This is a genomic window from Paraburkholderia sp. BL6669N2, from assembly GCF_003387275.1.
In the GTDB taxonomy this organism is placed as follows: Bacteria; Pseudomonadota; Gammaproteobacteria; order Burkholderiales; family Burkholderiaceae; genus Paraburkholderia.
Genome location: NZ_QUNA01000001.1, coordinates 4,254,906 through 4,278,948, shown reverse-complemented (window position 1 = coordinate 4,278,948; position 24,043 = coordinate 4,254,906). Strand labels below are relative to the sequence as shown.

Below are 24,043 nucleotides of genomic sequence, written 5' to 3'. Positions count from 1 at the left end.
TTCATTGACGCGCCGCTACGGTTGCGGCCCGCACCGCGCCGACCGCCTTGAGAATTTCCTCGCTGGTCGCGGGCGCGTTCAGCGGCGGATTGACCTTATGGCCGCCGACCGCCGACACCGCATCGCGCACGGCGAAGAACACCGAGAACGGCAGCAGCAGCGGCGGCTCGCCAGTCGCCTTCGAACGATGGATGCTGTCCTCCGCATTGCGGTTCTTGAAGAGACGCACACGGAAGTCGGGTGGCGTATCGTTGACGGTCGGAATCTTGTAGGTGGACGGCGCATGCGTCATCAGCTTGCCGCCCGCGTTCCACCACAGTTCTTCGGTCGTGAGCCAGCCCATGCCTTGAATGAACGCGCCTTCCACCTGGCCGACGTCGAGCGCCGGATTCAACGAAGCGCCCACGTCGTGCAATGCGTCCGCGCGCAGCACGCGCATTTCGCCGGTCAGCGTATCGATCACCACTTCAGACACGGCCGCGCCGTACGAGTAGTAGTAGAACGGCCGGCCTTGCAGCTTCGATTGATCCCAGTAGAGCTTCGGCGTCGCGTAGAAACCGTCCGACCAGAGTTGAATACGCGCGATGTAAGCCTTCGCGATCAATTCTTCGAACGGCACGATTGCGTCGCCGACCACCACTCGGTCATGCATGAAACGCACTTCCGACGCGCTCACATTTCCCGCGCCGAAACGCTCGGCGGCAAACGCCGACAGACGCTCGCGCAACTGACGCGCGGCGTCCTGCGCGGCCTTGCCGTTCAGATCGGAACCCGTCGAAGCCGCCGTCGCCGACGTATTGGCGATCTTGCTGGTGTCGGTCGCCGTGACGCGAATGCGGTTGAAGCCGATGCCCAGTTCATGCGCAACCACCTGTGCAACCTTCGTGTTCAAGCCCTGGCCCATTTCGGTGCCGCCGTGATTCACCAACACCGAACCGTCGGTGTAGATGTGCACGAGCGCGCCGGCCTGGTTGAAGTGGGTCACGTTGAACGCGATGCCGAACTTGACCGGCGTCAGCGCCATGCCCTTCTTCAGGATTTCGTTGTTCGCGTTGAACTCGTTGATCGCCGCGCGGCGCGCGCGGTATTCACTGGTCGCTTCGAGTTCGTCGATCAATTCGTGGATCACGTTGTCTTCGACGATCTGGCCGTACGGCGTCTGGTTGCGTTCGGTCTTGCCGTACAGATTGCGACGGCGCACGTCGAGCGAGTCTTCACCCACCGAGCGCGCGACGTTGTCCATGATGTATTCGATCGCGAACGCGCCTTGCGGACCGCCGAAGCCGCGGAACGCCGTATTCGACTGCGTGTTGGTCTTGCCGCAGAAGCCGTCGATCGTCACGTCGGAGAGCCAGTACGCGTTGTCGAAGTGGCACAGCGCGCGCGTCATCACCGGACCGGACAGGTCGGCGGAAAACCCGCAGCGCGAGGTCATGTCGACCGTCACGCCGTCGATCACGCCCTGGTCGTCGTAGCCGACTTCATACGTGTAGTGGAAGTCGTGACGTTTGCCCGTGACCATCATGTCGTCGTCGCGGTCCGGACGCAGTTTCACCGGGCACAGCAGCTTCCATGCGGCGAGCGCGGCGCAGCACGCGAACAGACCCGATTGCGATTCCTTGCCGCCGAAGCCGCCGCCCATGCGGCGGCACTCGATCAACACGTTATGCGACGCCACGCCCAACGCATGCGCGACCATGTGCTGCATTTCGGTCGGGTGCTGCGTCGAACAGTAGACGTGCATGCCGTCGTCGTCCTTGGGCACCGCGTACGAAATCTGGCCTTCCAGATAAAACTGCTCCTGGCCGCCGAGCAGCATTTCGCCAGCTTCGCGACGCGCGGCGCGGGCGATCTTCGTGTCCGCTTCACCGCGCGCGAGTTTCATCGGCGGCAGTACGTGCTGGTTCGCGGCGCGCGCCTGTTGCGCGGTCAGGATCGCGGGCAGTTCCTCGTAGACGATTTCGGCGCGGCGCGCGGCGAGACGCGCGGTGTCATGCGACGTCGCGACCACGATAAAGATCGGCTGGCCGATGTATTGCACGAGGCCGTCGGCCAGAATCGGATCGTCGCCGTGGATGATCGGGCCGACGTCGTTGACGCCCGGGATATCGTCGGCGGTAAAGATCGCGACCACGCCCGGCGTGGCGCGCACCTTGTCGAGCGAGATCGAGACGATCTTCGCGTGCGCTTTCGACGACAAACCGAGCGCGGCGTGCAGCGTGCCGGCGAGCGTCGGAATGTCGTCGGTGTAGGTCGCGCGGCCGCTCACGTGCAGATGCGCGGACTCATGCGGACGCGAGACGTGGACCTGGGTGAAGTCGTCGAGCTCCTTGAGGTCTTTCAGGAACGGTTCGGCTTGCTGATTCATTGTGTGTGTTCTCCGTACCCGTTGGGCTTCGGCTTAGACGCCTGCGGGCGCGCACGCCGCGGCGACCGCGCGCACATCCAGCGCGCTCTTGGGCAGCGGATTGTTCGGCCGCGTTTCGAGCCAGAAGCGGTACAGCGTGTTCTTCGCCGATTCGAGGCGATAGTTGCTGGTCGCGCGCATGTCCGACAGCGGCGCGTAGTCGTTGCCGAGCGCGAGCATCGCGGCTTGTGCCGTGGCTTCGTGCCACTCGGCGTCGCGCAGCACGGCTTCCGCGTGCGTCGCGCGCTTGGACGTGGCGGCCATGCCGCCGAACGCGATGCGCGGCTCGCGGATCAAGTTGCCGTCGGCGATGAACGAGAACGCGGCGCATACGGCCGAGATATCCGAATCGAAACGTTTCGAGAGTTTGTAAGAGCGGAACTGCAGGTTCTGACGCACGCCGGTGCGTGATGGCACTTTCAGACCGACGACGAACTCATGCTCCGCCATGTCCTTCTTCTGATACGCGAGGTACAGGTCTTCGAGCGGCATTTCACGCTCGATCTCGCCGCCCCGCACGATCACGCGCGCGCCGAGGGCGATCAGGCCGGGCATCGAATCGCCGATCGGCGAACCGTTGGCGATATTGCCGCCGAGCGTGCCGGCGTTACGAATCGGCAGCGACGCGAAACGTTGCTGCATTTCGAACAGTTCCGGGTACTGCTTGATGATTTCCGTGTAAGCCTTTTCGACGCTCACGCCGGCGCCGATCTCGATCCATTCGTCGTTGGTTTCGAGCTTTTGCAACTCGGCGATCTGCCCGACGTACACGATGTTGCCGAGATCTCGCATCATCTTGGTAACCCACAGGCCGATGTCCGTGCTGCCGGCGAGAATGCGGGTGGCCGGTGCGGCTTCCTTGATCCTGGCGAGCGCTTCGACCGTGCGCGGCGCGTCGAATTGCTGGCCGGCGTGCTGATAGTGGAAGGTGTCCTTGCGCTCGAGCGTGGCGAGCGTTTTCGACAGCGCTTCGATGTTGACCGGCGCTTTCGGCGCGGGCGCTTCGAACATGCGCACGGCGGCGTCGACGATCGGACGATAGCCCGTGCAGCGGCACAGGTTGCCGGTCAGCGCGTTGCTGATCGTCTCGCGCGACGGCACGGTCTTGTTCGCGCAGCTATGTTCGTGGCCGTGCTTCTCGTACAGCGACCACATCGACATGATGAAGCCTGGCGTGCAGAAACCGCACTGCGAGCCGTGGCACTCCACCATCGCTTCCTGCACCGGATGCAGCGAGCCGTCCGGCTGGCGCAGGTCCTCAACGGTGTAGAGCGCTTTGCCGTCGAGCGTCGGCACGAACTGGATGCAGGCGCTGACCGCCTTGAAATCGACGCCGCCCGCCGCGTTGCGCTCGCCGACCACGACCGTGCACGCGCCGCAATCGCCTTCGGCACAGCCTTCCTTGGTGCCGGTGCAATGCGCGTCTTCGCGCAGATATTGCAGGACGGTGCGGGTGACGGGCGCGTCCTTGATCTCGCGGATCGCGTTGCGGTGGTAGAAGCGAATCGGCTCAGTCATGTCTCGTTACTCTCGAATGTTCTGTGTCCGTGGGGACCTGCAGCAGTGATGGTTCGAAAACTATCACCGTCAATAAATACAACCCATAGCTCGGATCGCATGCGGGACATATCCGCGAAAAGATATCGAGATGGATTTGGGAGGCGGTTGGCTTATGGTGATCATGACGTTTTGCTGTGTTTTCGCATTTTATGCCGCATAACGGACAGTTTCAGCGAGGGCGCATTGGCCAGGTTCGCTCAAAAATTAGGCACTGACGGCGCGGAAACGGACCACTATATGGGTCCCGGAACGGATTTTCGTCGGATGAATTATTAAGCAAGTCCTGCAAGAGAATCGGTTCCATGGGAAAATCACGCCTTCTCGCCGATTTCAAGTCTCGTTTTCCCCATGTCCACCGACTCAGCGACACCTCGCAGCGAATTCGCGACGACCATGCAGATCATCCCGGTCGTCTTTTTCACGTTTCTTTGCTATCTGACGATCGGAATTCCGCTCGCGGTGCTGCCGGGCTATGTCCACGACGATCTCGGTTACAGCGCCGTGCTGGCGGGCGCGGCGATCAGCGTGCAATATCTGGCGACATTGGCGTCGCGGCCGCTGGCCGGCCGTTCTGCCGATACGTTGGGGCCGAAGCGGACTGTGACGATCGGTTTGCTGGGTTGTGGCGCGAGCGGGGTTTTGTTGCTGCTGGCTGTGCTGTGCGGGCGCTGGCCGGTGGTGAGTCTTGGGCTTCTGGTCTGTAGCCGTCTTGTGTTGGGCTTCGGTGAGAGTCTGTGCGGCACGGGTGCGATTCTGTGGGGCATCGGCCGGGTCGGCACCAGCAACAATGCGCGGGTGATCTCGTGGAACGGTATCGCGACATACGGCGCGCTGGCAGTCGGCGCGCCGCTGGGCGTGGCGATCGAGCATACGGTTGGGTTTGCCGCATTGGGGATTCTGGTGGTTCTGCTCGCGGCGCTTGGTTTTTATCTGGCTCGTCCGATCGCGTCGGTGCCGATTGTGCATGGCGAGCGCATGTCGTATCGGAGTGTGTTCACGCGGGTGTTGCCGCACGGGATTGGGTTGGCGCTCGGTTCAGCCGGGTTTGGGTCGATCGCTACTTTTATCACGCTGTTTTATGCGGCCAGGCATTGGCCGAATGCCGCTTTGTCGTTGACGGTGTTCGGGACGCTGTTTATTGGCGCGCGGTTGTTGTTTGCCAATACGATCAAGACCTACGGCGGGTTTCGGGTCGCGATTGCTTCGTTTTCGTTTGAGTGTGCCGGGCTGTTGATGTTGTGGCTGGCGCCCGAGCCTCATATTGCGCTCGCCGGCGCGGCTTTGACCGGATTCGGATTTGCGTTGGTGTTTCCGGCACTCGGGGTCGAGGCTGTGGGGCTCGTGCCGCCGGCTAGCCGGGGAGCGGCTTTGTCGGCTTATTCCGTGTTTCTGGATCTCTCGCTTGGGATTACTGGGCCGCTGGCGGGGTATATCGCAGGGGAGTTTGGGTATGGGTCGGTTTTCCTCTTTGCCGCTGTTGCGGCTGCTGCAGGGGTGGGGTTGTCTACTTTGCTTTATCTTCGGAATGCTAAGGTGACTAATTTGCCTGCGGCGTTGTGAGGGTTTGGGTTCTTTCGGTTTTGGCCTTTCCTTGAATTCTCGGCGGTTTATTAGCGTCGCCCCTGTGCGGGGCAGGCACCTACTTTCTTTGCCGCCGCGCAAAGAAAGTAGGCAAAGAAAGCCGTTTCACACCGCTAGCTCATAAGCGGGCCCCCGCGCCGCCCTCGCTAGTGGTGCATCTGGAATCTGTGCTCTCGCACATTCCGCTCCTGTGGACACAACAGTCATACCTCTCGACTTGCGCTGCGCGGTCGCTTCTGGCGCGGTCTGATATCTTGTTCTCTGGCGTTTACTTCATTAGACGTCTGGACGTCTCCGCTGCGCGTCCTCCGTATGTTCGATGCCTCCGCTTTCGTGCGAGGTCGCACATAACGCTTATATCGTTCCCCCTACAATCGTCCGGCGCAGATGAACGATAAGGATGATGCAATGCGTTTCGTTTACCCCGTCCTGTTGGCAATCGTGTGCTGCGCATGTTCGCAGCAAGGTAATCGTGCGGCCGTCTCCTCAGAAGATCATCGCGTCGACAGCGCAGTGCACGCATGGAGAGACAATTTCGATCCCCTGTGGCGATATAACCGTTCGACCTGCGGAGCCGACGCCGTCGCGCTCGCGGCTGTGAAAAGTCTGTTCCAGCAGCTCTTACATATATCGACGGCCACCGCCTGCGATCGTTTGACCGCGATGCCCGAAACTTACAGCACGCAAGTCGATGGCAACCAGGCAAGCGTGGTCGTGCAAAACGTCGACGGAAGACCGGGTAGTCAGATTCGCTTCACGCTCACATCGTCGGCAAATACCTGGGCAGTGCAGAAGGTGTCGGCCGTAAGCGCGTTGGCTACGACGACTATCTTCGACGCTACGCAGCCCGGCTCTGGCGACGGTCGCATCGAGCCGGCTTACTCGGCATGGATTCCGCATGGCGCTGCGCCGTGGGATATTACCCACGTCATCAGCTACGGTCAGTCGCTCAGTCAGGGCTTCTATAACCGGCCTGTGCTGTCCACCCACCAACGCTATTCTTCGTTGCGCTTCAATGGCGGCGTGCGGGTTCAAGACAGCATTCAAAGCGGAAACGTCGAGGTCGCCTACAAACAGTTCGTCCCGTTAGTCGAGACTCAATGGGGCGACAAGGCCGAGACACCGACCAGCGGCACGCTGAATATGGCCATGCAACTGATCGAACAGGAGAACCTGCAAAATCATGCGGACATCCCCTATCGGTTCGTTGGCTCTGCGCCCGGTGAAGGATCGATGGCTATTGCGACGCTGTCGGAGCCTGGACGCTATTACTCGCAGTTGCTGCGCGACATCGCTCAGGCAAAGCGGCTTGCTGACGCCGAAGGCAAAACATACGGCATCGGCGCCATCACGTGGACGCAAGGGGAAGCTGACGATTCCAGCCAGACCTCCATTCCGACTTACGTGGCGAAGCTGCGGACGCTGCGCGCCGACGTCGACCGGGACGCGAAGGCGATGACCGGACAGAAGCAGGACGTCGAAATGATCACCTATCAGTTGGCCACGCATCGCCGTTTCGACCAGCGCTATCCGCATATCGCGCTCGCTCTGCTGCAAGCCAGCCACGAAGATCCGCACATTCATCTGGCTGTGTCCATGTATCTCTTTCGCTACATCGATGGCGGACACACCGACAATCGCAGCACCGAATGGATGGGCGCTTATTACGGCTTGGTGCTGAAGCGGATTCTGATCGACCGTGCCACATGGAAGCCTCTCGAGCCGCTGAGCTGGCAACGCGACGGCACGACGGCCACGCTGCGCTTCAATGTTCCCGCGCCGCCGCTCAAATGGGATACGACGCAGGTTGCCGGCAATTCGGATTATGGCTTCTCGTTGCGTCTACCTTCCGGCGCTCTACTGCCGATCCGTTCAGTAGCGATCACGGGAGCCGACGAGGTGGAAATCATCGCGCAATCGCCGATCCCCGCGGGTACGCACGTCGAATACGCATTCAATGGTGCGGGCATCGCGGGCAGCCGCTATGGTCCGCGCGGCAATCTGCGCGATTCGCAGGGCGACGCGATCCGCTTCAACGACGGACGTGAATCGATGCGCCTCGACAACTGGTGCGTGATTTTCGATGTATCGCTTTAGCACATCGTGAACGGCCGGCGGCATCAAGCGCAAACATGAACCGGAACGAGGCAATGGTGAAGAACGAGCGCATCAGAGGCTGCCTGGCCATTTCAATCATCGCGATCGTTTGCGCCGAGGTAATTGGCCGGCTCGGCGATGCCGGATTTCTGCAGGACGGGCACGTGTCTAGCGTTCTGAAGATTCTTCGGTACGCCGCAAACGCGTTGGGATACCCGACTGCCTTCTTCCTCCTCGGCATGAGTACGGTAGGGTATTTACAACGCTCGCGCGCGGACCTGCTGAAATACATAGCCGTAGGCGTGCTCTACCCATATCTGCTCTGGTCGATATTGCAGATGGCTTTTGAATGGCTCGTGGCCGACTATAAAGACTACGCCGGCCAGCAGTTTGAGTTGACTCGCTTGGCATTAGTGCCCGGCGGTCAATTCTGGTTCCTATACGCGCTGTTCATCTGCCAGATCGTCGCTTGCATCACGGTATGGCCACGGTCCACGAAGGTCCGATCGGCGTTGACGGTGCCGAACCGCTGCCTGCTTGTCGCGATGTTCATTGTATGCGCCGCAATCGCGACGCGGAGCCGCTGGGGCATCGTCACGATGACATGCTGGGGCCTGGTCTTCTTTCTGCCCGGCGTACTGCTCGGTTCCCGGCCTGACCGGCAAGGCGGCCATGCTGCCGGCGTCCACCTTGCGTGGGTCACGACCATTGCCTTTGCAGTTGTCGCATTCATGGGGCAACGTGCCGGCCACGACCTCGACTTGTATTCGCTGCTGGCGAGTTTTCTCGGTATCGTAGCGGCCATTTCGATCGGAAGGTGCCTGCCGATATGGCGAAGGTCGCGCTGGATCGTCTCGCTTGGCTCAGCGTGGAAGCCGGTGTATCTGCTGCACGTGCTCGCTACCGCTGTGGTCTGGAACGCGTTGCTGGCCTTTCACATCAGCCAGCCCGTGGTTCACTTTGTGCTCGGCAGTGCGACCGGGTTGGCGTTACCGATAGCGATCTGGCTCACGACGAAGCGCCTTGGCATCGCGCATTGGGTCGGCTTCGAGGAACCTATAGAAGTGCGGAACGAAGGCACCGCGTCCGCAAGTGCCGTCGCGCATAGTCCTGAAAAAACCGTCAAGTCAGGTACGTGACTTCGGCCATAGTCACAGTCGTGTCGGCGTCCTACTTACCGCCCGACAACCCTCGCTCCAAAGCCGCAACGCCCGCAGGCAAATCGACCTTCACGCCGAGATCGACCATCGTCCTGCCAAGCGCATGCACCGTGCGAAACAGATTGTGTTCCCGACACTGCTCGCCCATCTGCCCGATACGAACAATTGGCAATCCAAACGAACCGGAAATCTCCACTTGATGCATCCGCGAGATATGCGAACAGACATCCGCGGGACTGAACCCCTCGGGCACCTCGATCCCAACTACGGAATTCAACCGGCAAGCTTTCGGCGTGTACAACCGCAACCCCATCGCAGCGACGCCATCCTGCAGCGCCAGCGAACACTTCAAATGCCGCGTAAACCGCTTCTCCAGCGTCTCAGCACAAACAAGCCTCAAAGCTTCATGCAAAGCCAGAACGCCAGAAACAGGCGCCGTATAGTGATAACCCGCGTTATGCCAAAAATTCTCCGCGAGTGAAGCATCAAGACACCAATGCGCATTCGGCGCCGTGCGCCCTTTCACGCGCTCCCAGGCCGCATCGGAAAACGCGATCAACGACACCCCAGGAATCGACGACAACCCCTTCTGCCCACCCGTAATCACCGCATCGATCCCCCAGGCATCCATCTCCAGCGGCATCGTACTCAATGTACAAACCGCATCGACGATCACCAACGCGCCAGCGGCCTTCGCCAACGCGGCGATCTCCTTCAGGTGATAATTCCACACCGTATTCGACGTCTCGCCCTGCACCACCGTTACGATCTCGGGACGCTCGCGCCGAATCGCCCCGGCAATCTCCTCAAGACTCGCCACCGCGCGATCAGCGACATCGAGCGTACTAACCCGCGCGCCGACGCGCCGCCCCATCTCCGCCATCCGCTCGCTGAAAAAACCATTCTTGATGGAAAGCACCCGCGTACCTTCCCACGCGAGGTTCGAAATCGCCATCTCCATCGCGGCCGACCCTGGTCCGGCCACGCCCAGCACCCATTTCGAGTTCGTCTGGAACACATAGCGCGCCATCGACTTCACCTGCCCGATCACCTTCACCATCGTGCCGCCCAGGTGATTGATCACGATCGCGTTGGCCTTGGCCACCGCCGCGGGAATCGGCACGGGGCCGGCGCCCATCATCAGGAGCGGCTCTTCGGGAAGAATGGCGTCGAGCGACTCGACAACCGGACAGGGCACTGCGGAAGATGCGGATGTGAATGATGAAGTCGGCATGATGATCGGTACGTGAATGTCAGAACGCAAAGGAGCAAACGGCCCCGCCAGCATGGACGCTGACGAGGCCGCCTGTTCGATCATTCACCGATCCGCGCGATTGCGCAAGTTTTTTGACTATGCTTGTTAGCGAGGCAACGCGGCGAGCCGCGCCGTTACTTCACCTTCGTCTTGTCGAGCTTCTTGCCGGTCGCCGCATTGAAACGCTCCACATAGTCTTCCATCAACTTGCGCACGGCGCGGCCAATCTGCCGGTAGTCGGACTCGTTGAGGTTCGCCAGCGACACACGCCCCGACGGATGCTGGGTGCCGAAGCCACGGCCCGGCAACAGCACGACGCGAGCTTCGCGCGCGAGCCGGAACAGCAACTCGGAAGGCTCGGCATTCTTCAGCAACCAGTCGACGAACTCGCGCCCGAACATCCGCTCGCCGAAGAATTCGACGTCGAGAATCGTGTAGTAGTCGACCTGGTTAGGATCGTCGTCCGCGAACGAAATGCCGACCTCTTCGTAAAGCGCCTGCTTGCGCTTGCGGATCAGCCGCTTCAACGCGTTCTTGTATGCGTCGGGCGTGTCCATCAGCGAGAACAGCGAAAATAGCACCATCTGCACCTGCTGCGGCGTCGACAAACCCGCCGTGTGATTCAGCGCGACGGTGCGGCTGTCGGCCACGAGGCGATCGATAAACTTGAGCTTGTCCGGCTCCGTCGTGATCGATTCGTAACGCTCATGCAACTGCTTCTTCGCGTCCTTCGGCAAGTCGGCGATCAGTTTGTCGAGCACGTTGTCGCGGTGCGTCGCAATAGTGCCCAGACGCCAGCCGGTCGCGCCGAAGTACTTCGAGTACGAGTACACGAGAACGGTGTTCTTCGGCGCAAGCGCGAATAGCGATACGAAGTTGTCGGCAAAGGTGCCGTACACGTCGTCGGTGAGCAGGATCAGATCGGGCCGCTCCTTGACGATGTCGGCGATGTATTGAAGGCTTTCGTCATCGATCTTCACCGAAGGCGGATTGCTCGGATTGACGAGGAAGAACGCCTTCACCTTCGGATCGCGCAGCTTGTCGAGTTCCTTCTTCGAATACTGCCAGCCGTTCGCGACGTCGGCTTCGAGATTCACCACGTTGAGCCTGTAGTCGTTCAGTCTCGGAATCTCGATGTACGGCGTGAAAATCGGCATGCCGAGCGCGATCGTGTCGCCCTCCTTGATCAGATGGTTCTCGCGCATCGAGTTGAAGATATACGTCATCGCCGCCGTGCCGCCTTCCACCGCGAACACGTCGAACTCGCCGACAAAAGGATGATCGCCGATCATCTCCTTGCGCAGATACTGCCCGACGATCAGTTCGGACAGCTTGAGCATGCGGTCCGGCACCGGATAGTTCGACGCGAGAATGCCTTCGCACATTTCATACAGGAAGTCGCCCGCCGAGTATCCCAACTGGTCGCGCACGTACGACACGGCGCCGCGCAGGAAGTCGACGCCCGGCACGCCCCTGTTTTCGCGCAAGAACAGATCGAAGCGTTCTTCTAAGCCCTCGCGTCGCGGAAAGCCGCCCACGCCTTCCGGCCTGTAGGCAAACGAGCGCTCCGATTCGCGCATCGCAAAGAGGCCGAGTTGCCAGAAGCCGTGGCGCGGAATCGTCGCCAGAAAATTGGGGTTGCCGCGGCCGGCGTTGAGCATCGCCGCATTGGCGGGCCGCTCCACGGCGCCGCCACCGGCCGCCTTGATCAGTTCGTCCTTCAACTCGAACGGGCTGAGCGCGGCCATGCCTGCTTGTGCCATATCTGCGTGCTTCTTGTCGCCCTTGTCTTTTGCCATGATGCGTTCTCCAATGAGTCAAGTGAAAGACGCCGGCGCGGCGATGATCGCCCGATGAGCGCCGGCGCAAGAGAGATCGATGGATGCCCGCGCTAGACGAGCCCGACCACGAGCGGCCCGAGCAGCGTCAGCGCGACGTTCGCGATGGCGTACGTGATCGCGAACGGCACGGTCGGCACGGCGCTTTCCGCCTTGTCGAGCACGCCGCCGAATGCGGGATTCGCGCTGCGCGAGCCGGCCAGCGCGCCGGCCAGAATGGCTGCGTTGTTGTACTTCAGCACATAGCGGCCGAACAGCATGGTGAGCAACAGCGGAAACAGCGTGACGAACACGCCGAGCAGAAAAATCGTGATGCCGAGTTGCTTGACCGTCACCACGGCCTGCAAGCCGGAGTTGAGCCCCACCACCACCACGAACGCCGCGAGACCGAAATCCTGCAGCAGCCGCGAAGCCGCCGACGGCATCACGCCGTACATGGGATGCTTGCCGCGCATCCAGCCGAACAGCAGGCCGGCCAGCAGACAGCCGCCGCCCGAGCCGAGCGTGAGCGGAATGCCGCCGACGTTGATGACGATCAACCCGATCAGCAAACCGAGCACGAGGCCGACGCCCATGTAGATGAAGTCGGTTTTGATGCTGTAGGGCAACTCGTAGCCGGCGATGTCGACGGCGCGCTTGGTGTCTTTCGGCGACCCGTAGAAGGTGAGGACGTCGCCGTGCTCGAGTTGGGTTTCCGGCAGGATCGGCAGTGGCTGACCGGCGCGCGAAATACCCTGGATGTAGACGCCGTGACGCATATCGCGGTCCAACAATTCTCGCGCGGCGGCGATCGTGGTGTGATTCATGCCCTTGCGCGTGAACACGCCTTGACGTGTCTGCATGACGACGCCGACGTCCTCGACGGTGGCCACCTCGCCGCCGCTCGCGCCAAACGCGACCACGCCCTCGCGGCGGCCCACCACCAGCACTACGTCGTCGGGCTTCAATACGAGGTCGGGCGCCGGGTCGAGTTGATGGCCGTCGCGCTTGATCCGCTCGATCGTCAAAAGGTCCTGGTGCTGGGTTTCGACGTCCTTCACCGTTTTGCCGGCGCTGACATCGATTTTGTACGCGCGGCCGACCATCTCGGGCAACGCCGAGAGCTGCCCCGGCGCGATAGACGGCGCGCCTGACGTCAACTCGCGTTCCGCCTGGATCGAGGCGTCGCGCAAACTTTGGCCCATGAATTTAGGCAGGATATTCACGCACACGATGATCGCGCCCAGCGAGCCGAACACATAGGTCACCGCGTAAGCGATCGCCACGTCCGATTGCAGCGACTTGACCTGATCCGCCGGCAAGCCGAGACGCGCGATCGCGTCGCCCGCCGTGCCGATAATCGCCGATTGGGTCAGCGCGCCGCCCGCGAGCCCGGCGGCGAGTCCCTTGTTCAGGTGGAACAGCTTCGCGCAGATGACCACGGTGGCTAGCGCGCTAACCGCCAGAAACACGGCCATCGCGATCTCGCGCAGCGTCTTGCGGTTCAACGAGTTGAAGAACCCGGGCCCGGAGTCATAGCCGACCGCGTAGATGAAGACGGCGAACATCACCGCCTTCACGCCGTTATCGATCGTCACGCCTGCCTGACTGATCACGACCGCGGCCAGCAGCGACCCGCCCACGCCGCCCAACTGGAATTTGCCGAAGTTGATCTGCCCGATGAAGTAGCCGACTGCGAGCGACAGAAACAGCGCAATCTCGGGTGATTTCTGAAAGATGTGATGTAGCCAGTCCATCGTGCCCTCGCTGGATAGTTTGCGATCCTGAGTACTTTACCGGGTGCTCCTTGCGCACAGGGAGCGCCATCGAGTCGCGCGCCGCACGCCGCCTGCTGCATCGACCGAACGTGGCACGGCGCGCCACGTCCGGCACATCTGCCGCCTAATGGAATTTCCCGGCGAGGCCGACTACGACCGGACCCATCAACGGCAACAGAATGTTCGAGAGTGCATACGTGATCGTGTAGCCGATCACGGGTGTGGAATTTCCCGTCACGCCCACGAGTGCGCTGATCGCGGGCGTGCTGCATTGCTGGCCCGCAATCGCGCCGAGCAGCATGGGCGCCTCGAGCTTGAGGAACATGCGGCCGATCCATAACGACAGCAGTCCCGGCACGAGCACCATCAGAATCCCGGCCACCGGCAACGCGAGACCATATTCACGCACCAGCTTGATGGCGTCCGGTCCCGCCGACAGCCCGACTGCCGCGATGAAAGTGGCGAGACCGAAGTCCTTGAGGATTTGCGCCGCCGCCGAAGGCAGCGAACCGATCAGCGGATACCGCGAACGGATCCAGCCGAACAGCAGCCCCGACAGCAAACAACCGCCACCGGTGCCGAGCGCGACCGAGACGCCGCCCACCCGTCCGCCAAGATGGCCGATCGCCATACCGACCAGCACGCCCAGAGCCAGACAGACGAAGTCGGTCTTCTGCGTCGCGACGAGCATGTAGCCCAGACGCTTCGCACCGCGTTCGACATCGGCCTTGGCGCCCACCAGCGTCAGTACGTCGCCGCGATTCAGTTCGGTGCCGGGCAGCGCCGGCACCGTGGTTTCGAGCCGCGTGACCGCCGCGATGTAGACTCCCCGGCCGTTTTCCGGCGTGGCCTGTTCGCGCACCTGAGCGATGGTCCGGCCATGCAGATCGCGGCGCGTCAGCACCACATCGACCTGTTCGGCGATCACGAGGCCGAAGTCCGCGCCGCCCACTTCGTCGCCGAGACTGGCGGCGGCCGCTACGATCGCTTCACGCCGCCCCGCCAGCAGAATGACGTCGTGGGGCGCGAGGGTCAGTTGCGGTTCGGCCGGCAGGTTCGCGCCGTTGCGCCGCACGCGCTCGACCGTCAGGTTGAAGCCGTACTGCTGTTCGAACGCCCGGATCGTCGCGCCAGCCGCCGCGCCGACGAGAAACGCCCGCCCCACCAGCGCAGGCGCCGCCGCGCGCTGACCCTCGCCGAACGAGCCTTCGCCGCCGAGCTTGCGCCACACGCGCTCGGCTTCGTCGCGCAGATTGACGCGCAGCAGCAGCGGCGCGAACTGGCTCGTAAAAAGCACGATGGTGATCAGGCCGAACAGGTAGCTCACGCTGTACGCGGTCACGATATTGGCCTGCAGGCGGACCGTTTCCGCGTCGCCGAAGCCGAGCTTGGCGATCGCCTCGGACGCCGTGCCGATCACGGCGGATTCCGTCGCGGCGCCGGCCAGCAGGCCGGCCGCAGTGCCGGCATCGAGCCGCATGACGGCCACCGCGATCATGATCAGCGCCAGCACCGACACGATCTCGACCACCGACAGCAACCCATAGCGCCAGCCGCGGCCGATGTTGGCAAAGAACTGCGGGCCACCGGTAAAGCCCAGCGCGAAGATGAACAGCGCGAAAGCGATGTTCTTCAGATCGGGCGCGATGCGCGCGCCTGTCTGGCCTAACAGCAACGCGACGATCAGCGTGCCGCACACGCCGCCGAGCTGAATCGGACCGATGCGGAACGAACCAATGAAATATCCAATTGCAAGACTTGCGAACAGCGCGATCTCCGGTTGAGATCTCAGCAATTCACCGATCATGTAGACTCGCCCATTGACGGGTTTATTAGCAGGAGACTGAATAACCACTTGAAGAACTCGAGTGAATTAATTCGTCGCGATTTGACGCATGCATCACTCAATCAGCATCGCGATTGAGTGAAAATTTAATTTGTGGCAGTGAAATGACGCGCGTCGCGCCCGAGCTGATTTGCCGCACTGCAGCGGCACGAATTGAAACGGTCTTCCGATAGCTCGACAGTCACTCTTTCCTCGCGAAGTTGCCTTGCGCCTTGAAAAAGACATCGTCTGCTGATGGCCAATTTATTACAGCATGAGTGAACATGCATTTTTGGAACCGCTTTTTTAATAAATATTGTAATTTTGTGTGGCTGTCAATATTATTTTTTAACTCGCGTTTCGTTTGACTTCGCAAAAGAATGATTTTTAGCAAACGCGGATGGATTGCAATGCAGTGCGTCCGCATGGCTAACCTATACTGGAGCGCTCGTCCGCCGCGCCCTGAGTCCGTTTCTCTATTAGCGCCGGCACGCATTCTTCGGAGTCCACATGCGCATGATCCTGTTCAGCAGCCGCCAGTACGACCGCGACACGTTCACCGAAGCCAATGCCGCGCATCGCTATGAACTGCACTGCCAGGAGTCGCACCTCGACAGCGAGACGGCCATTCTCGCGCAGGGCTACGACGTGGTGTGTCCGTTCGTCAACGACAACGTCGACGCGACGGTACTGGAGCGGCTTCATGCCGGCGGCACGCGCATGATCGCGCTGCGCTCGGCGGGCTTCAATCACGTCGATCTGGCCGCGGCCGAGCGTCTCGGCGTCCCGGTTGCGCGGGTGCCGGCCTATTCGCCGCACGCAGTGGCCGAACATGCGGTCGGCTTGATTCTGGCGCTGAACCGGCGGCTGCCGCGCGCCGTCGCACGTACGCGCGAAGGCGACTTTTCGCTGCACGGTCTGCTCGGTTTCGACCTGCATGGCAAGACCGTGGGTGTGATCGGCACCGGCATGATCGGCCGCGTATTCGGGCGCATCATGGCGGGCTTCGGCATGCAGGTGCTCGCCTACGATCCCGGCAAGCCGGCCGACGACCTGCTCGCGCTCGGCGCGCGCTACGTGCCGCTCGACACGCTGCTCGCCGAAGCCGACGTGGTCAGCCTGCATTGCCCACTGGTGCCGGACACGTACCATCTCATCGACGGCCCAGCGCTCGCCAAGATGAAGCGCGGCGCGATGCTGATCAATACCGGCCGTGGCGGCCTCGTCGAAAGCAATGCGCTGATCGGCGCCCTGAAAGATGGCCGACTCGGCCATCTCGGGCTCGATGTGTACGAGGAAGAAGGAGGCCTGTTCTTCGAGGATCACTCGAACCTGCCGTTGCAGGACGATGTGCTTGCGCGTCTGTTGATGTTCCCGAACGTGATCGTCACCGCGCATCAGGCGTTCTTCACGCGCGAGGCGATGAACGAGATCGCCCTGACCACGCTAGACAACGTCGCCGCGTGGCAGGCCGGCACGCCGCGCAACGTGGTGCGCGCGCCTGCCTAGACGCCGCCGGTGTTCAGCGGCGTCGCGCGGACCACGGTGCGCGCGTCGTCCGCGGCGCCGCAGAGTTCGCGCAGCAAGGTCGCCTCGCGCTCGTGCACTTCGACCGGAAACCAGCGCGCGCCCGCATCGGCAAGATAGCGCGCACGATGCTGGCCGTTGCGAAACGCCACCACGCCTTCGCGCTCCAGTCCGAACCAGCCCAGCACACCCGGCGCGCGACGCGTCGAGATGGTCACGTACGGCATCTGCGGAATACGCGGATTCTCCGGATCGAGAAACTCGCGAATGCCGCGCACCTTGCCCGAATGCCATTCGGCGACCGGCTTCAGCACGTAATCGGTATTGTCGCGATCGGCGCACGCGAGCAGCTTGCGTACGTCGACGAGTACGACCTGATGCCGCGTGCCGTCCGTGACGAATACGCGTTTCAGGCGCACATGGTCGTACCATGGATGCTCTGGCAGAGGCACGGTCCAGACCGTTTCGGCACAAGCCGGCGCGGCGGCTGACGATGAATTGGACAAGGGCAAAAGCAGGCTCGATAAGCTGGCGAAAAGGCGCCAGCGCGTTAGGAGAGCGCTTACGCTACGAGCCGATTGTGTAAGAAGCATGACAGGCCACGGTATTAATTACTCTGCATGAGCACACTGCTCACAACCCCGCGACAAGCGGGCAAACGCTGATGACTTCTACGGTGACAACGATGATAACCACGCAAAATTTCAATGACCACGTGCGCATCGAAGCTAATCGGGATATCGGCGTGGCCACGATCGTACTTGAGCGTCCGGCGCGTCGAAATGCTGTGGATCGTCCTGTCGCCGAGGCGCTCAGCGCCGCGTTTGCCCGCTTCGAGGCGGAGCCCGCGTGGCGCGCGGCGGTGCTGTTCGGCGCGGGCGGCACCTTTTGCGCGGGCGCGGACCTGACCGCTCTCGCCGACGACACTCGCCGCAACGAGCTGCACGCCGACGGCAGCGGCCCGGGTCCGATGGGACCGACTCGGATGAGCTTCAGCAAGCCGGTGATTGCCGCGATTGCCGGCTATGCGGTCGCGGGCGGACTGGAGCTGGCGGCCCTGTGCGATCTCAGAGTCGTCGAGGACGACGCGGTGCTCGGCGTGTTCTGCCGGCGCGTCGGAATTCCGCTGATCGACGGTGGCACGATCCGTATACCGCGCTTGATCGGACTGTCACGTGCGCTGGACCTGATCCTGACCGGTCGCGCGGTGAACGCGCAGGAAGCGCTCAGCTTCGGCCTCGCCAATCGCGTCGTACCGAAGGGCACGGCACGCGCGGCGGCCGAACGGTTGGCCGCCGAACTGGCCGCATTTCCGCAGGCAGCGTTGCTCGCCGACCGCCGCTCGGTGCTGGAAAACAGCATGCTCGACGATGTCGCCGAAGCATTGCGCCGCGAAGGCGCCGGCGGCTACCCGGCGGTTTTCGACGAAGGCGTGGCGGGCGCGACGCAATTCACCAGCGGCGCCGGCCGTCATAGCGAGACGCGAGGCGGCGGCGGTAGCGGAGACGGCAGCGGCGGCAAACATTAGACACGCGACGAGGTGCCGGCGCACCTATCAGCAAAAAACAACACCAGCATTGACGCTCAGCAAGCCCGTTTTGACTTAGGTAGAATCCCCTACTGTTTTACCCCTGTACGGCGCACGCGTTTTCGCCCCGAAAACGCGCGCCGGCCGCGCGACGCCTCCTGTCGCGCCGATTCGCGCTCCTTCATCATGCCTTTACCCCTGCTCGCCCTTGCCGTTGCCGCGTTTGGAATCGGTACCACCGAATTCGTAATCATGGGGTTGTTGCCCGATGTCGCGCGCGACCTGTCCGTGTCGATCCCGGCGGCCGGCATGCTGGTGTCGGCGTATGCGCTCGGCGTGACCATCGGCGCGCCGATCGTCGCCATCGCGGTCGCCAACATGCCGCGCAAGAAAGCGCTGATGAGCCTGATCGGCGTGTTCATCGTCGGCAATCTGCTGTGCGCGGTGGCGCCGGGCTACGCGGTGCTAATGGCCGCACGCATCGTGACGGCGTTCTGCCATGGCGCGTTCTTCGGCATCGGCTCCGTGGTGGCCGCCGGCCTCGTCGCGCCGAACCGCCGTGCGCAAGCCATCGCGTTGATGTTCACGGGCCTCACGCTTGCCAACGTGCTGGGCGTGCCGCTCGGCACCGCGCTCGGCCAGGCGGTGGGCTGGCGCGCCACGTTCTGGGCGGTGACGGGCATCGGCGTCGTCGCGGCGGCCGCGCTCGCCGTGTGCCTGCCGGCGAAGATCGAAATGCAGAAGGCCAGCCTCGTCCGCGAATTCAGCGTGCTGAAGAACCCGCAGGTGCTGATGGTGCTCGGCATCAGCGTGCTCGCGTCGGCAAGCCTCTTTTCCACCTTCACGTACATCACGCCGATTCTCGAAGACGTGACCGGCTTTACGCCGCACGCGGTCACGCTCGTACTGCTGCTGTTCGGCCTTGGCCTGACGGTGGGCAGCACGCTCGGTGGCAAGCTCGCCGACTGGCGGCTGATGCCTTCGCTGGTGGCGTTCCTGTTGGCGATCGTCGTGATCCTGACCGTCTTCGCCGGCACCATGCATGCGGAGATCCCGGCGATGATCACGATTTTCGTGTGGGGCATTCTGGCCTTCGCGATCGTGCCGCCGCTGCAAATGCTGATCGTCGACCGCGCGAGCCATGCGCCGAATCTTGCTTCGACGTTGAATCAAGGCGCCTTCAACCTCGGCAATGCGACGGGCGCGTGGCTCGGCGGCATGGCGATCGGCGCGGGCGCTCCGCTCACGACACTGCCGTGGGTCGGCGTGGCGACGTCGATTGGCGCGCTGGTGCTGACGCTGTGGTCGGTGTCGATCGACCGGCGCGCACAACGCATGGCGATGGCGAGCTAAGCGCCCTTCTCCGCACTCCTCTCAAGCCGCGCACAGGTGCGGTTGACTCACGGCCGTAGTAGCATCTCGGCCGATGAAAGTCATCTTCACTCGCGATTTCCTCGCTTTGATCCTGAGCGTCGCCGTCGTCGGACTCGGCAGCGGCGCGACGCTTCCCCTCACCGCCCTCGCGCTCACGCAAGCCGGCTACGGCACCGATGTGGTCGGCCTGCTGACCGCCGCGCAAGCGGGCGGTGGGCTCGTCATCGTGCCGCTCGCGGGATGGATCGCGGCGCGTTTCGGCGGCCGCCAGGTGATCGTCGGCGCCGTGCTGGTGGTGGCGTTCGCCACCGCGCTGATGCAACTCACCTCGAACCTGTGGCTGTGGGCCGTGCTGCGCGTGCTGTGCGGCGCCGCGTTGATGCTCCTCTTCACGATCGGCGAAGCCTGGGTCAATCAATTGGCCGACGACGCCACGCGCGGCCGCGTCATCGCCATTTACGCGACCAACTTCACGCTGTTCCAGATGGCCGGTCCGGTGCTGGTGAGTCAGATCGCCGGCTTCACGCAATGGCGCTTCCTGATTTGCGGCGCGATCTTTCTGCTGGCGCTGCCGATGCTCGCCACGATTCGCAAGACCCCGCAAGCGTCCGAGGATGAGCACGCGGCGCACGGCAGTTGGCGTCATGTTTTACCGCTGATGCCGGCGCTCGCGATCGGCACCGGCTTCTTCGCGTTGTTCGACACGATCGCGCTCTCGCTGCTGCCGCTCTTTGCGATGTCGCACGGCATCACGAGCGAAGTGGCCGTGCTGTTCGCGTCGGCACTGCTGCTCGGCGATACGACGATGCAATTCCCGATCGGCTGGCTGGCTGACCGGCTTGGACGCGAACGCGTGCATATCGGTTGCGGTGTGATCGTCGTGGCGCTGCTGCCCTTGCTGCCGTGGGCGATCACCTCCCCGTGGCTATGCTGGCCGCTGCTCTACGTGCTCGGCGCGGCGGCGGGCGCGATTTATACGCTGTCGCTGGTTGCCTGCGGCGAACGCTTTCGCGGTGTCGCGCTGGTGTCCGCGAGTTCGCTGGTGGGCGCGTCGTGGAGCGCGGCGAGTTTCGGTGGGCCGCTGGTGGCTGGTGCGCTGATGAAGGGCGTCGGGAATGACGCGATGGTCGGTGTGCTGCTCGTCGCAGCGTTGGCATTTCTGGTGGCCGTTTGGTGGGAGAGACGGCGGGCGCCGGTGCGGATCGCGGGTTGATCGGCTGCTGATCCTGGTGCTGCGCCGCGGCGCCGGCAGCGATGCGACGGCGGACGTGCTGCTCCCCGCTGATTTGGCGTTTGTCGTCGTGGCTTGGAGAGAGGCGCGAGTGCGGATCGCGCATCGCGGGTCGCGGGTCGCGGATCGATCAACAGACTCTGGCGCCGCGCAAGATGACGCGTGAAAAACAAAACGGGGAAGCCATTGCTCGTGGCTTCCCCGTTTTTGTTATGCACGTTGCGGCGCCTCGCCCGCTATAACAGCCTTACTTCAACGCCGGCAGAATCTCCCCGACACACGCGCCAAAACCCACACGATAACCCTCACCCTGGCACCAACCGGCGAGCATCAACTCATCGCCGTCTTCGATGAAACTGCGCGTGCCGCCTTCCTGCAACTCCAGCGGGTTCTTGCCGTTCCACGTCAACTCCAGCAGGCTGCCGAACGAGTCCTCCGTCGGTCCGCTGATCGTGCCCGAGCCCATCAGATCGCCCACGCGCGTATTGCAGCCCGATACCGTGTGATGCGCGAGCTGCTGCGCCATCGTCCAGTACATGTGCTTGAAGTTGGTTCGCGAGATCGTGCTCGCCTCTTTCGCCTGCTGCGGGCGCAGCGTCACTTCCAGCGTGATATCGAAGGCATGGTCGCCGTCGTGACGCAGATACGCCAGCGGCTGCGGTTCCTGCGCCGGCTGCGCGACGCGGAACGGTTCGAGCGCGTCGAGCGTCACGATCCACGGCGAGATCGTGGTCGCGAAGGTCTTCGAATTGAACGGTCCGAGCGGCACGTATTCCCACTGCTGGATATCGCGCGCACTCCAGTCGTTCAACAGCACCATACCGAAGATATGCGCTTCGGCATCCGCGCACGCCACCGGCTCACCCAAAGCATTGCCCGCGCCGATCACGAAGCCGGTTTCCAGTTCGATATCCAGCTTGCGACACGCGCCGAACACAGGACGATCCTGGTCCGGCAACTTCAACTGCCCATTAGGACGACGCACCGGCGTGCCGCTCACCACTACCGACGACGCGCGTCCGTTGTAACCGATCGGCATCTCCGACCAGTTCGGCAGCAGCGCATTCTTAGGATCGCGGAACATCGAGCCGACGTTCGTCGCGTGCTCCTTCGACGAATAGAAATCGGTGTAGCCTGGAATCTGCACCGGTAGATGCAATTGCGCATCGGCCTGGCGGATCAGCGCGCGACTACGCAATTCGGCGTCGTCGCGCAACGTCGCGTTATCGCGTGACAGCAGCTTGCTCAACTGAATGCGCACGCCGCGCCATGCGTCGCGACCGAGTGCGATGAAATCGTTCAACGCGTCGCGCACGAACACGCTGTCGCCGGCATTCGACGAAGGCACGCTCAACAGACCCGCGCTTTCGAGCGCGGCCAGATCGACGATGCTGCCGCCGATCGCGACGCCTACGCGGCGCGTCGCATTCAGGTCGTCGCTAAAAATACCGAACGGTAGATTCTGAATCGAAAAGTCATTGGCCGAATCGTTGGCCGATTCGACCCAACTCTTGCGCGACGGATCGAGCGTCGCCTGAAGATCGCTCAATGCGTTCATCGTTGCTCCGGGTTGAAATGTTTCGTGAGACCTTGCCAGCACTCGTAGTAATGTGCCTGCAATTGCGCGGTTTCGAGCGCGAAGCGCGTCGGCTTGATCAGCGTGCGGGTTTCGAACATGAAGGCCATCGTGTCGCCGACTTTCTTCGGCGTCGACGTATCGCTGTGCGAGGCTTTCTCGAACGTCTCCGCGTCCGGGCCATGACCCGACATGCAGTTGTGCAGGCTCGCGCCGCCCGGCACGAAGCCTTCGGCCTTGGCGTCGTACACGCCGTGCACGAGTCCCATGAACTCGCTCGCCACGTTGCGATGGAACCATGGCGGGCGGAACGTATCTTCGGCGGCGAGCCAGCGCGGCGGGAAAATCACGAAGTCAATGCTATCGACGCCCGGCGTATCGGTTTGCGATTGCAGCACGAGGAAGATCGACGGATCCGGATGGTCGAAACTGATCGAGCCGATCGTGTTGAAGCGGCGCAGATCGTACTTGTACGGCGCGTAGTTGCCGTGCCACGCGACTACGTCGAGCGGCGAGTGGCCGATGTCCGCGCGCCACAGGTTGCCGTTCATCTTGGCGACGAGTTCGAAGTCGCCCTCACGGTCTTCATAGGCCGCATGCGGCGTGAGGAAATCACGCGGATTGGCAAGGCCGTTCGAGCCGATCGGCCCGAGATCCGGTAGACGCAACAACGCCCCGAAGTTCTCGCAGATGTAGCCGCGCGCCGCGCCATCCGGCAGGCTCACCGCGAAGCGCACGCCGCGCGGAATCACCGCGATTTCGAAGGGCTCGATGTCGAGCTTGCCAAGCTCGGTGGCGATGTGCAGGCGTCCTTCCTGCGGCACGATCAGCAATTCGCCGTCGGCGGTATAGAAGAAGCGGTCCTGCATCGAGCGGTTCGCCGCGTACAGATGAATCGCGCAGCCGCTCATGGATTCCGCCGCGCCGTTGCCCGCCATCGTCACCCAGCCGTCGATAAAGTCGGTCGGCTCGGCCGGCATCGGCAACGCGTCCCAGCGCAACTGGTTGGGCGGCGTCGGCGGCACCTCGGCAAAGTTGGCGACGAGCCGCTCCGAAGGCAGTTGCGTGAACGGCATATGCACCGCCGCCGGACGAATCCGGTACAACCACGAACGGCGATTATGGCCACGCGGCGCGGTGAAGGCCGTGCCCGACAGTTGTTCGGCATATAGCCCATAAGCCGCGCGCTGCGGCGAATTGCGGCCTTGCGGCAACGCACCCGGCAAGGCCTCCGTGGCGAATTCGTTTGCGAAGCCCGACTGATAACCGGGCTCGATTTCGAGCCGCGAGTTGCCTGTGTGCGGCGTACGGGTTTGGGTATCCATGC

Annotated in this window: 16 protein-coding genes; 7 read left to right on the top strand and 9 right to left on the bottom strand. The window is 62.6% G+C overall.

Annotated elements, in window-relative coordinates:
* Position 1 precedes the first annotated feature (1 nt).
* A complete protein-coding gene (gene xdhB, locus B0G80_RS19450) occupies positions 2-2,368 on the bottom strand; it encodes a xanthine dehydrogenase molybdopterin binding subunit (protein WP_116119046.1) in 2,367 nt (788 codons plus the stop codon).
* Positions 2,369-2,401: 33 nt separating this feature from the next.
* Entirely contained in the window at positions 2,402-3,925 is a 1,524-nt protein-coding gene (gene xdhA, locus B0G80_RS19445) for a xanthine dehydrogenase small subunit (RefSeq protein WP_116119045.1), read from the bottom strand.
* Between the two features lie 390 nt (positions 3,926-4,315).
* Between xdhA and B0G80_RS19440 the strand changes: the two genes are divergently transcribed.
* The 3 genes from B0G80_RS19440 (at position 4,316) to B0G80_RS19430 (ending at position 8,784) form a co-directional block, all read left to right on the top strand.
* Positions 4,316-5,527, top strand: a complete 1,212-nt coding sequence (locus B0G80_RS19440; RefSeq protein ID WP_116119044.1) for an MFS transporter — start codon at positions 4,316-4,318, stop codon at positions 5,525-5,527.
* Between the two features lie 684 nt (positions 5,528-6,211).
* Entirely contained in the window at positions 6,212-7,645 is a 1,434-nt protein-coding gene (locus B0G80_RS19435; RefSeq protein WP_243856601.1) for a sialate O-acetylesterase, read from the top strand.
* 53 nt (positions 7,646-7,698) lie between these two features.
* Positions 7,699-8,784 (top strand): acyltransferase, encoded by a 1,086-nt coding sequence (locus tag B0G80_RS19430; protein ID WP_116119042.1) that lies wholly within the window; start codon positions 7,699-7,701, stop codon positions 8,782-8,784.
* A 31-nt stretch (positions 8,785-8,815) separates the two neighbouring features.
* Here B0G80_RS19430 and B0G80_RS19425 read toward each other — a convergent pair whose 3' ends face one another.
* From B0G80_RS19425 to aspT (B0G80_RS19410), 4 genes are all read right to left on the bottom strand, one after another.
* Entirely contained in the window at positions 8,816-10,039 is a 1,224-nt protein-coding gene (locus tag B0G80_RS19425; RefSeq protein ID WP_116119770.1) for an alanine--glyoxylate aminotransferase family protein, read from the bottom strand.
* Between the two features lie 155 nt (positions 10,040-10,194).
* Positions 10,195-11,859 (bottom strand): bifunctional aspartate transaminase/aspartate 4-decarboxylase, encoded by a 1,665-nt coding sequence (locus B0G80_RS19420; protein WP_116119041.1) that lies wholly within the window; start codon positions 11,857-11,859, stop codon positions 10,195-10,197.
* Between the two features lie 92 nt (positions 11,860-11,951).
* Complete coding sequence (gene aspT / locus B0G80_RS19415; RefSeq protein ID WP_106284454.1) at positions 11,952-13,634, bottom strand: aspartate-alanine antiporter; 1,683 nt, start codon at positions 13,632-13,634, stop codon at positions 11,952-11,954.
* 145 nt (positions 13,635-13,779) lie between these two features.
* On the bottom strand, positions 13,780-15,462 hold the full coding sequence (aspT, locus tag B0G80_RS19410) for an aspartate-alanine antiporter (RefSeq protein ID WP_116119040.1): 1,683 nt from the start codon (positions 15,460-15,462) through the stop codon (positions 13,780-13,782).
* Positions 15,463-15,990: 528 nt separating this feature from the next.
* On the opposite strand from aspT (B0G80_RS19410), the gene B0G80_RS19405 reads away from it, so the two are divergent.
* The gene (locus B0G80_RS19405) at positions 15,991-16,989 is read left to right on the top strand and encodes a 2-hydroxyacid dehydrogenase (protein WP_116119039.1); all 999 of its coding nucleotides are present in this window, start codon (positions 15,991-15,993) and stop codon (positions 16,987-16,989) included.
* Here B0G80_RS19405 and B0G80_RS19400 read toward each other — a convergent pair.
* Positions 16,986-17,600, bottom strand: coding sequence for a plasmid fertility inhibition factor family protein (locus B0G80_RS19400; protein WP_116119038.1), 615 nt, complete (start codon positions 17,598-17,600; stop codon positions 16,986-16,988). The genes B0G80_RS19405 and B0G80_RS19400 overlap by 4 nt on opposite strands.
* A 92-nt stretch (positions 17,601-17,692) precedes the next feature.
* Here B0G80_RS19400 and B0G80_RS19395 point away from each other — a divergent pair, with 92 nt between their 5' ends.
* From B0G80_RS19395 to B0G80_RS19385, 3 genes are all read left to right on the top strand, one after another.
* Positions 17,693-18,535: a crotonase/enoyl-CoA hydratase family protein gene (locus B0G80_RS19395; protein WP_116119037.1), complete on the top strand. Its 843-nt coding sequence runs from the start codon at positions 17,693-17,695 to the stop codon at positions 18,533-18,535.
* A 186-nt stretch (positions 18,536-18,721) separates the two neighbouring features.
* On the top strand, positions 18,722-19,888 hold the full coding sequence (locus tag B0G80_RS19390; RefSeq protein WP_116119036.1) for an MFS transporter: 1,167 nt from the start codon (positions 18,722-18,724) through the stop codon (positions 19,886-19,888).
* Between the two features lie 73 nt (positions 19,889-19,961).
* Entirely contained in the window at positions 19,962-21,122 is a 1,161-nt protein-coding gene (locus B0G80_RS19385) for an MFS transporter (RefSeq protein ID WP_116119035.1), read from the top strand.
* Between the two features lie 265 nt (positions 21,123-21,387).
* Here the strand turns inward: B0G80_RS19385 and fahA are convergent, their stop codons facing one another.
* Positions 21,388-22,698 (bottom strand): fumarylacetoacetase, encoded by a 1,311-nt coding sequence (gene fahA, locus B0G80_RS19380; RefSeq protein WP_116119034.1) that lies wholly within the window; start codon positions 22,696-22,698, stop codon positions 21,388-21,390.
* Positions 22,695-24,041 (bottom strand): homogentisate 1,2-dioxygenase, encoded by a 1,347-nt coding sequence (hmgA, locus tag B0G80_RS19375; RefSeq protein WP_116119033.1) that lies wholly within the window; start codon positions 24,039-24,041, stop codon positions 22,695-22,697. Before hmgA ends, fahA begins: the two co-directional genes overlap by 4 nt.
* Positions 24,042-24,043: the final 2 nt, after the last annotated feature.

Excerpts from the sequence above, each read along its gene's own strand:
- xdhB (WP_116119046.1), bottom strand. The coding sequence starts at position 2,368 with ATGAATCAGCAAGCCGAACCGTTCCTGAAAGACCTCAAGGAGCTCGAC.
- xdhA (WP_116119045.1), bottom strand. The coding sequence starts at position 3,925 with ATGACTGAGCCGATTCGCTTCTACCACCGCAACGCGATCCGCGAGATC.
- B0G80_RS19440 (WP_116119044.1), top strand. The coding sequence starts at position 4,316 with ATGTCCACCGACTCAGCGACACCTCGCAGCGAATTCGCGACGACCATG.
- B0G80_RS19435 (WP_243856601.1), top strand. The coding sequence starts at position 6,212 with ATGCCCGAAACTTACAGCACGCAAGTCGATGGCAACCAGGCAAGCGTG.
- B0G80_RS19430 (WP_116119042.1), top strand. The coding sequence starts at position 7,699 with ATGGTGAAGAACGAGCGCATCAGAGGCTGCCTGGCCATTTCAATCATC.
- B0G80_RS19425 (WP_116119770.1), bottom strand. The coding sequence starts at position 10,039 with ATGCCGACTTCATCATTCACATCCGCATCTTCCGCAGTGCCCTGTCCG.
- B0G80_RS19420 (WP_116119041.1), bottom strand. The coding sequence starts at position 11,859 with ATGGCAAAAGACAAGGGCGACAAGAAGCACGCAGATATGGCACAAGCA.
- aspT (WP_106284454.1), bottom strand. The coding sequence starts at position 13,634 with ATGGACTGGCTACATCACATCTTTCAGAAATCACCCGAGATTGCGCTG.
- aspT (WP_116119040.1), bottom strand. The coding sequence starts at position 15,462 with ATGATCGGTGAATTGCTGAGATCTCAACCGGAGATCGCGCTGTTCGCA.
- B0G80_RS19405 (WP_116119039.1), top strand. The coding sequence starts at position 15,991 with ATGCGCATGATCCTGTTCAGCAGCCGCCAGTACGACCGCGACACGTTC.
- B0G80_RS19400 (WP_116119038.1), bottom strand. The coding sequence starts at position 17,600 with ATGCTTCTTACACAATCGGCTCGTAGCGTAAGCGCTCTCCTAACGCGC.
- B0G80_RS19395 (WP_116119037.1), top strand. The coding sequence starts at position 17,693 with ATGATAACCACGCAAAATTTCAATGACCACGTGCGCATCGAAGCTAAT.
- B0G80_RS19390 (WP_116119036.1), top strand. The coding sequence starts at position 18,722 with ATGCCTTTACCCCTGCTCGCCCTTGCCGTTGCCGCGTTTGGAATCGGT.
- B0G80_RS19385 (WP_116119035.1), top strand. The coding sequence starts at position 19,962 with ATGAAAGTCATCTTCACTCGCGATTTCCTCGCTTTGATCCTGAGCGTC.
- fahA (WP_116119034.1), bottom strand. The coding sequence starts at position 22,698 with ATGAACGCATTGAGCGATCTTCAGGCGACGCTCGATCCGTCGCGCAAG.
- hmgA (WP_116119033.1), bottom strand. The coding sequence starts at position 24,041 with ATGGATACCCAAACCCGTACGCCGCACACAGGCAACTCGCGGCTCGAA.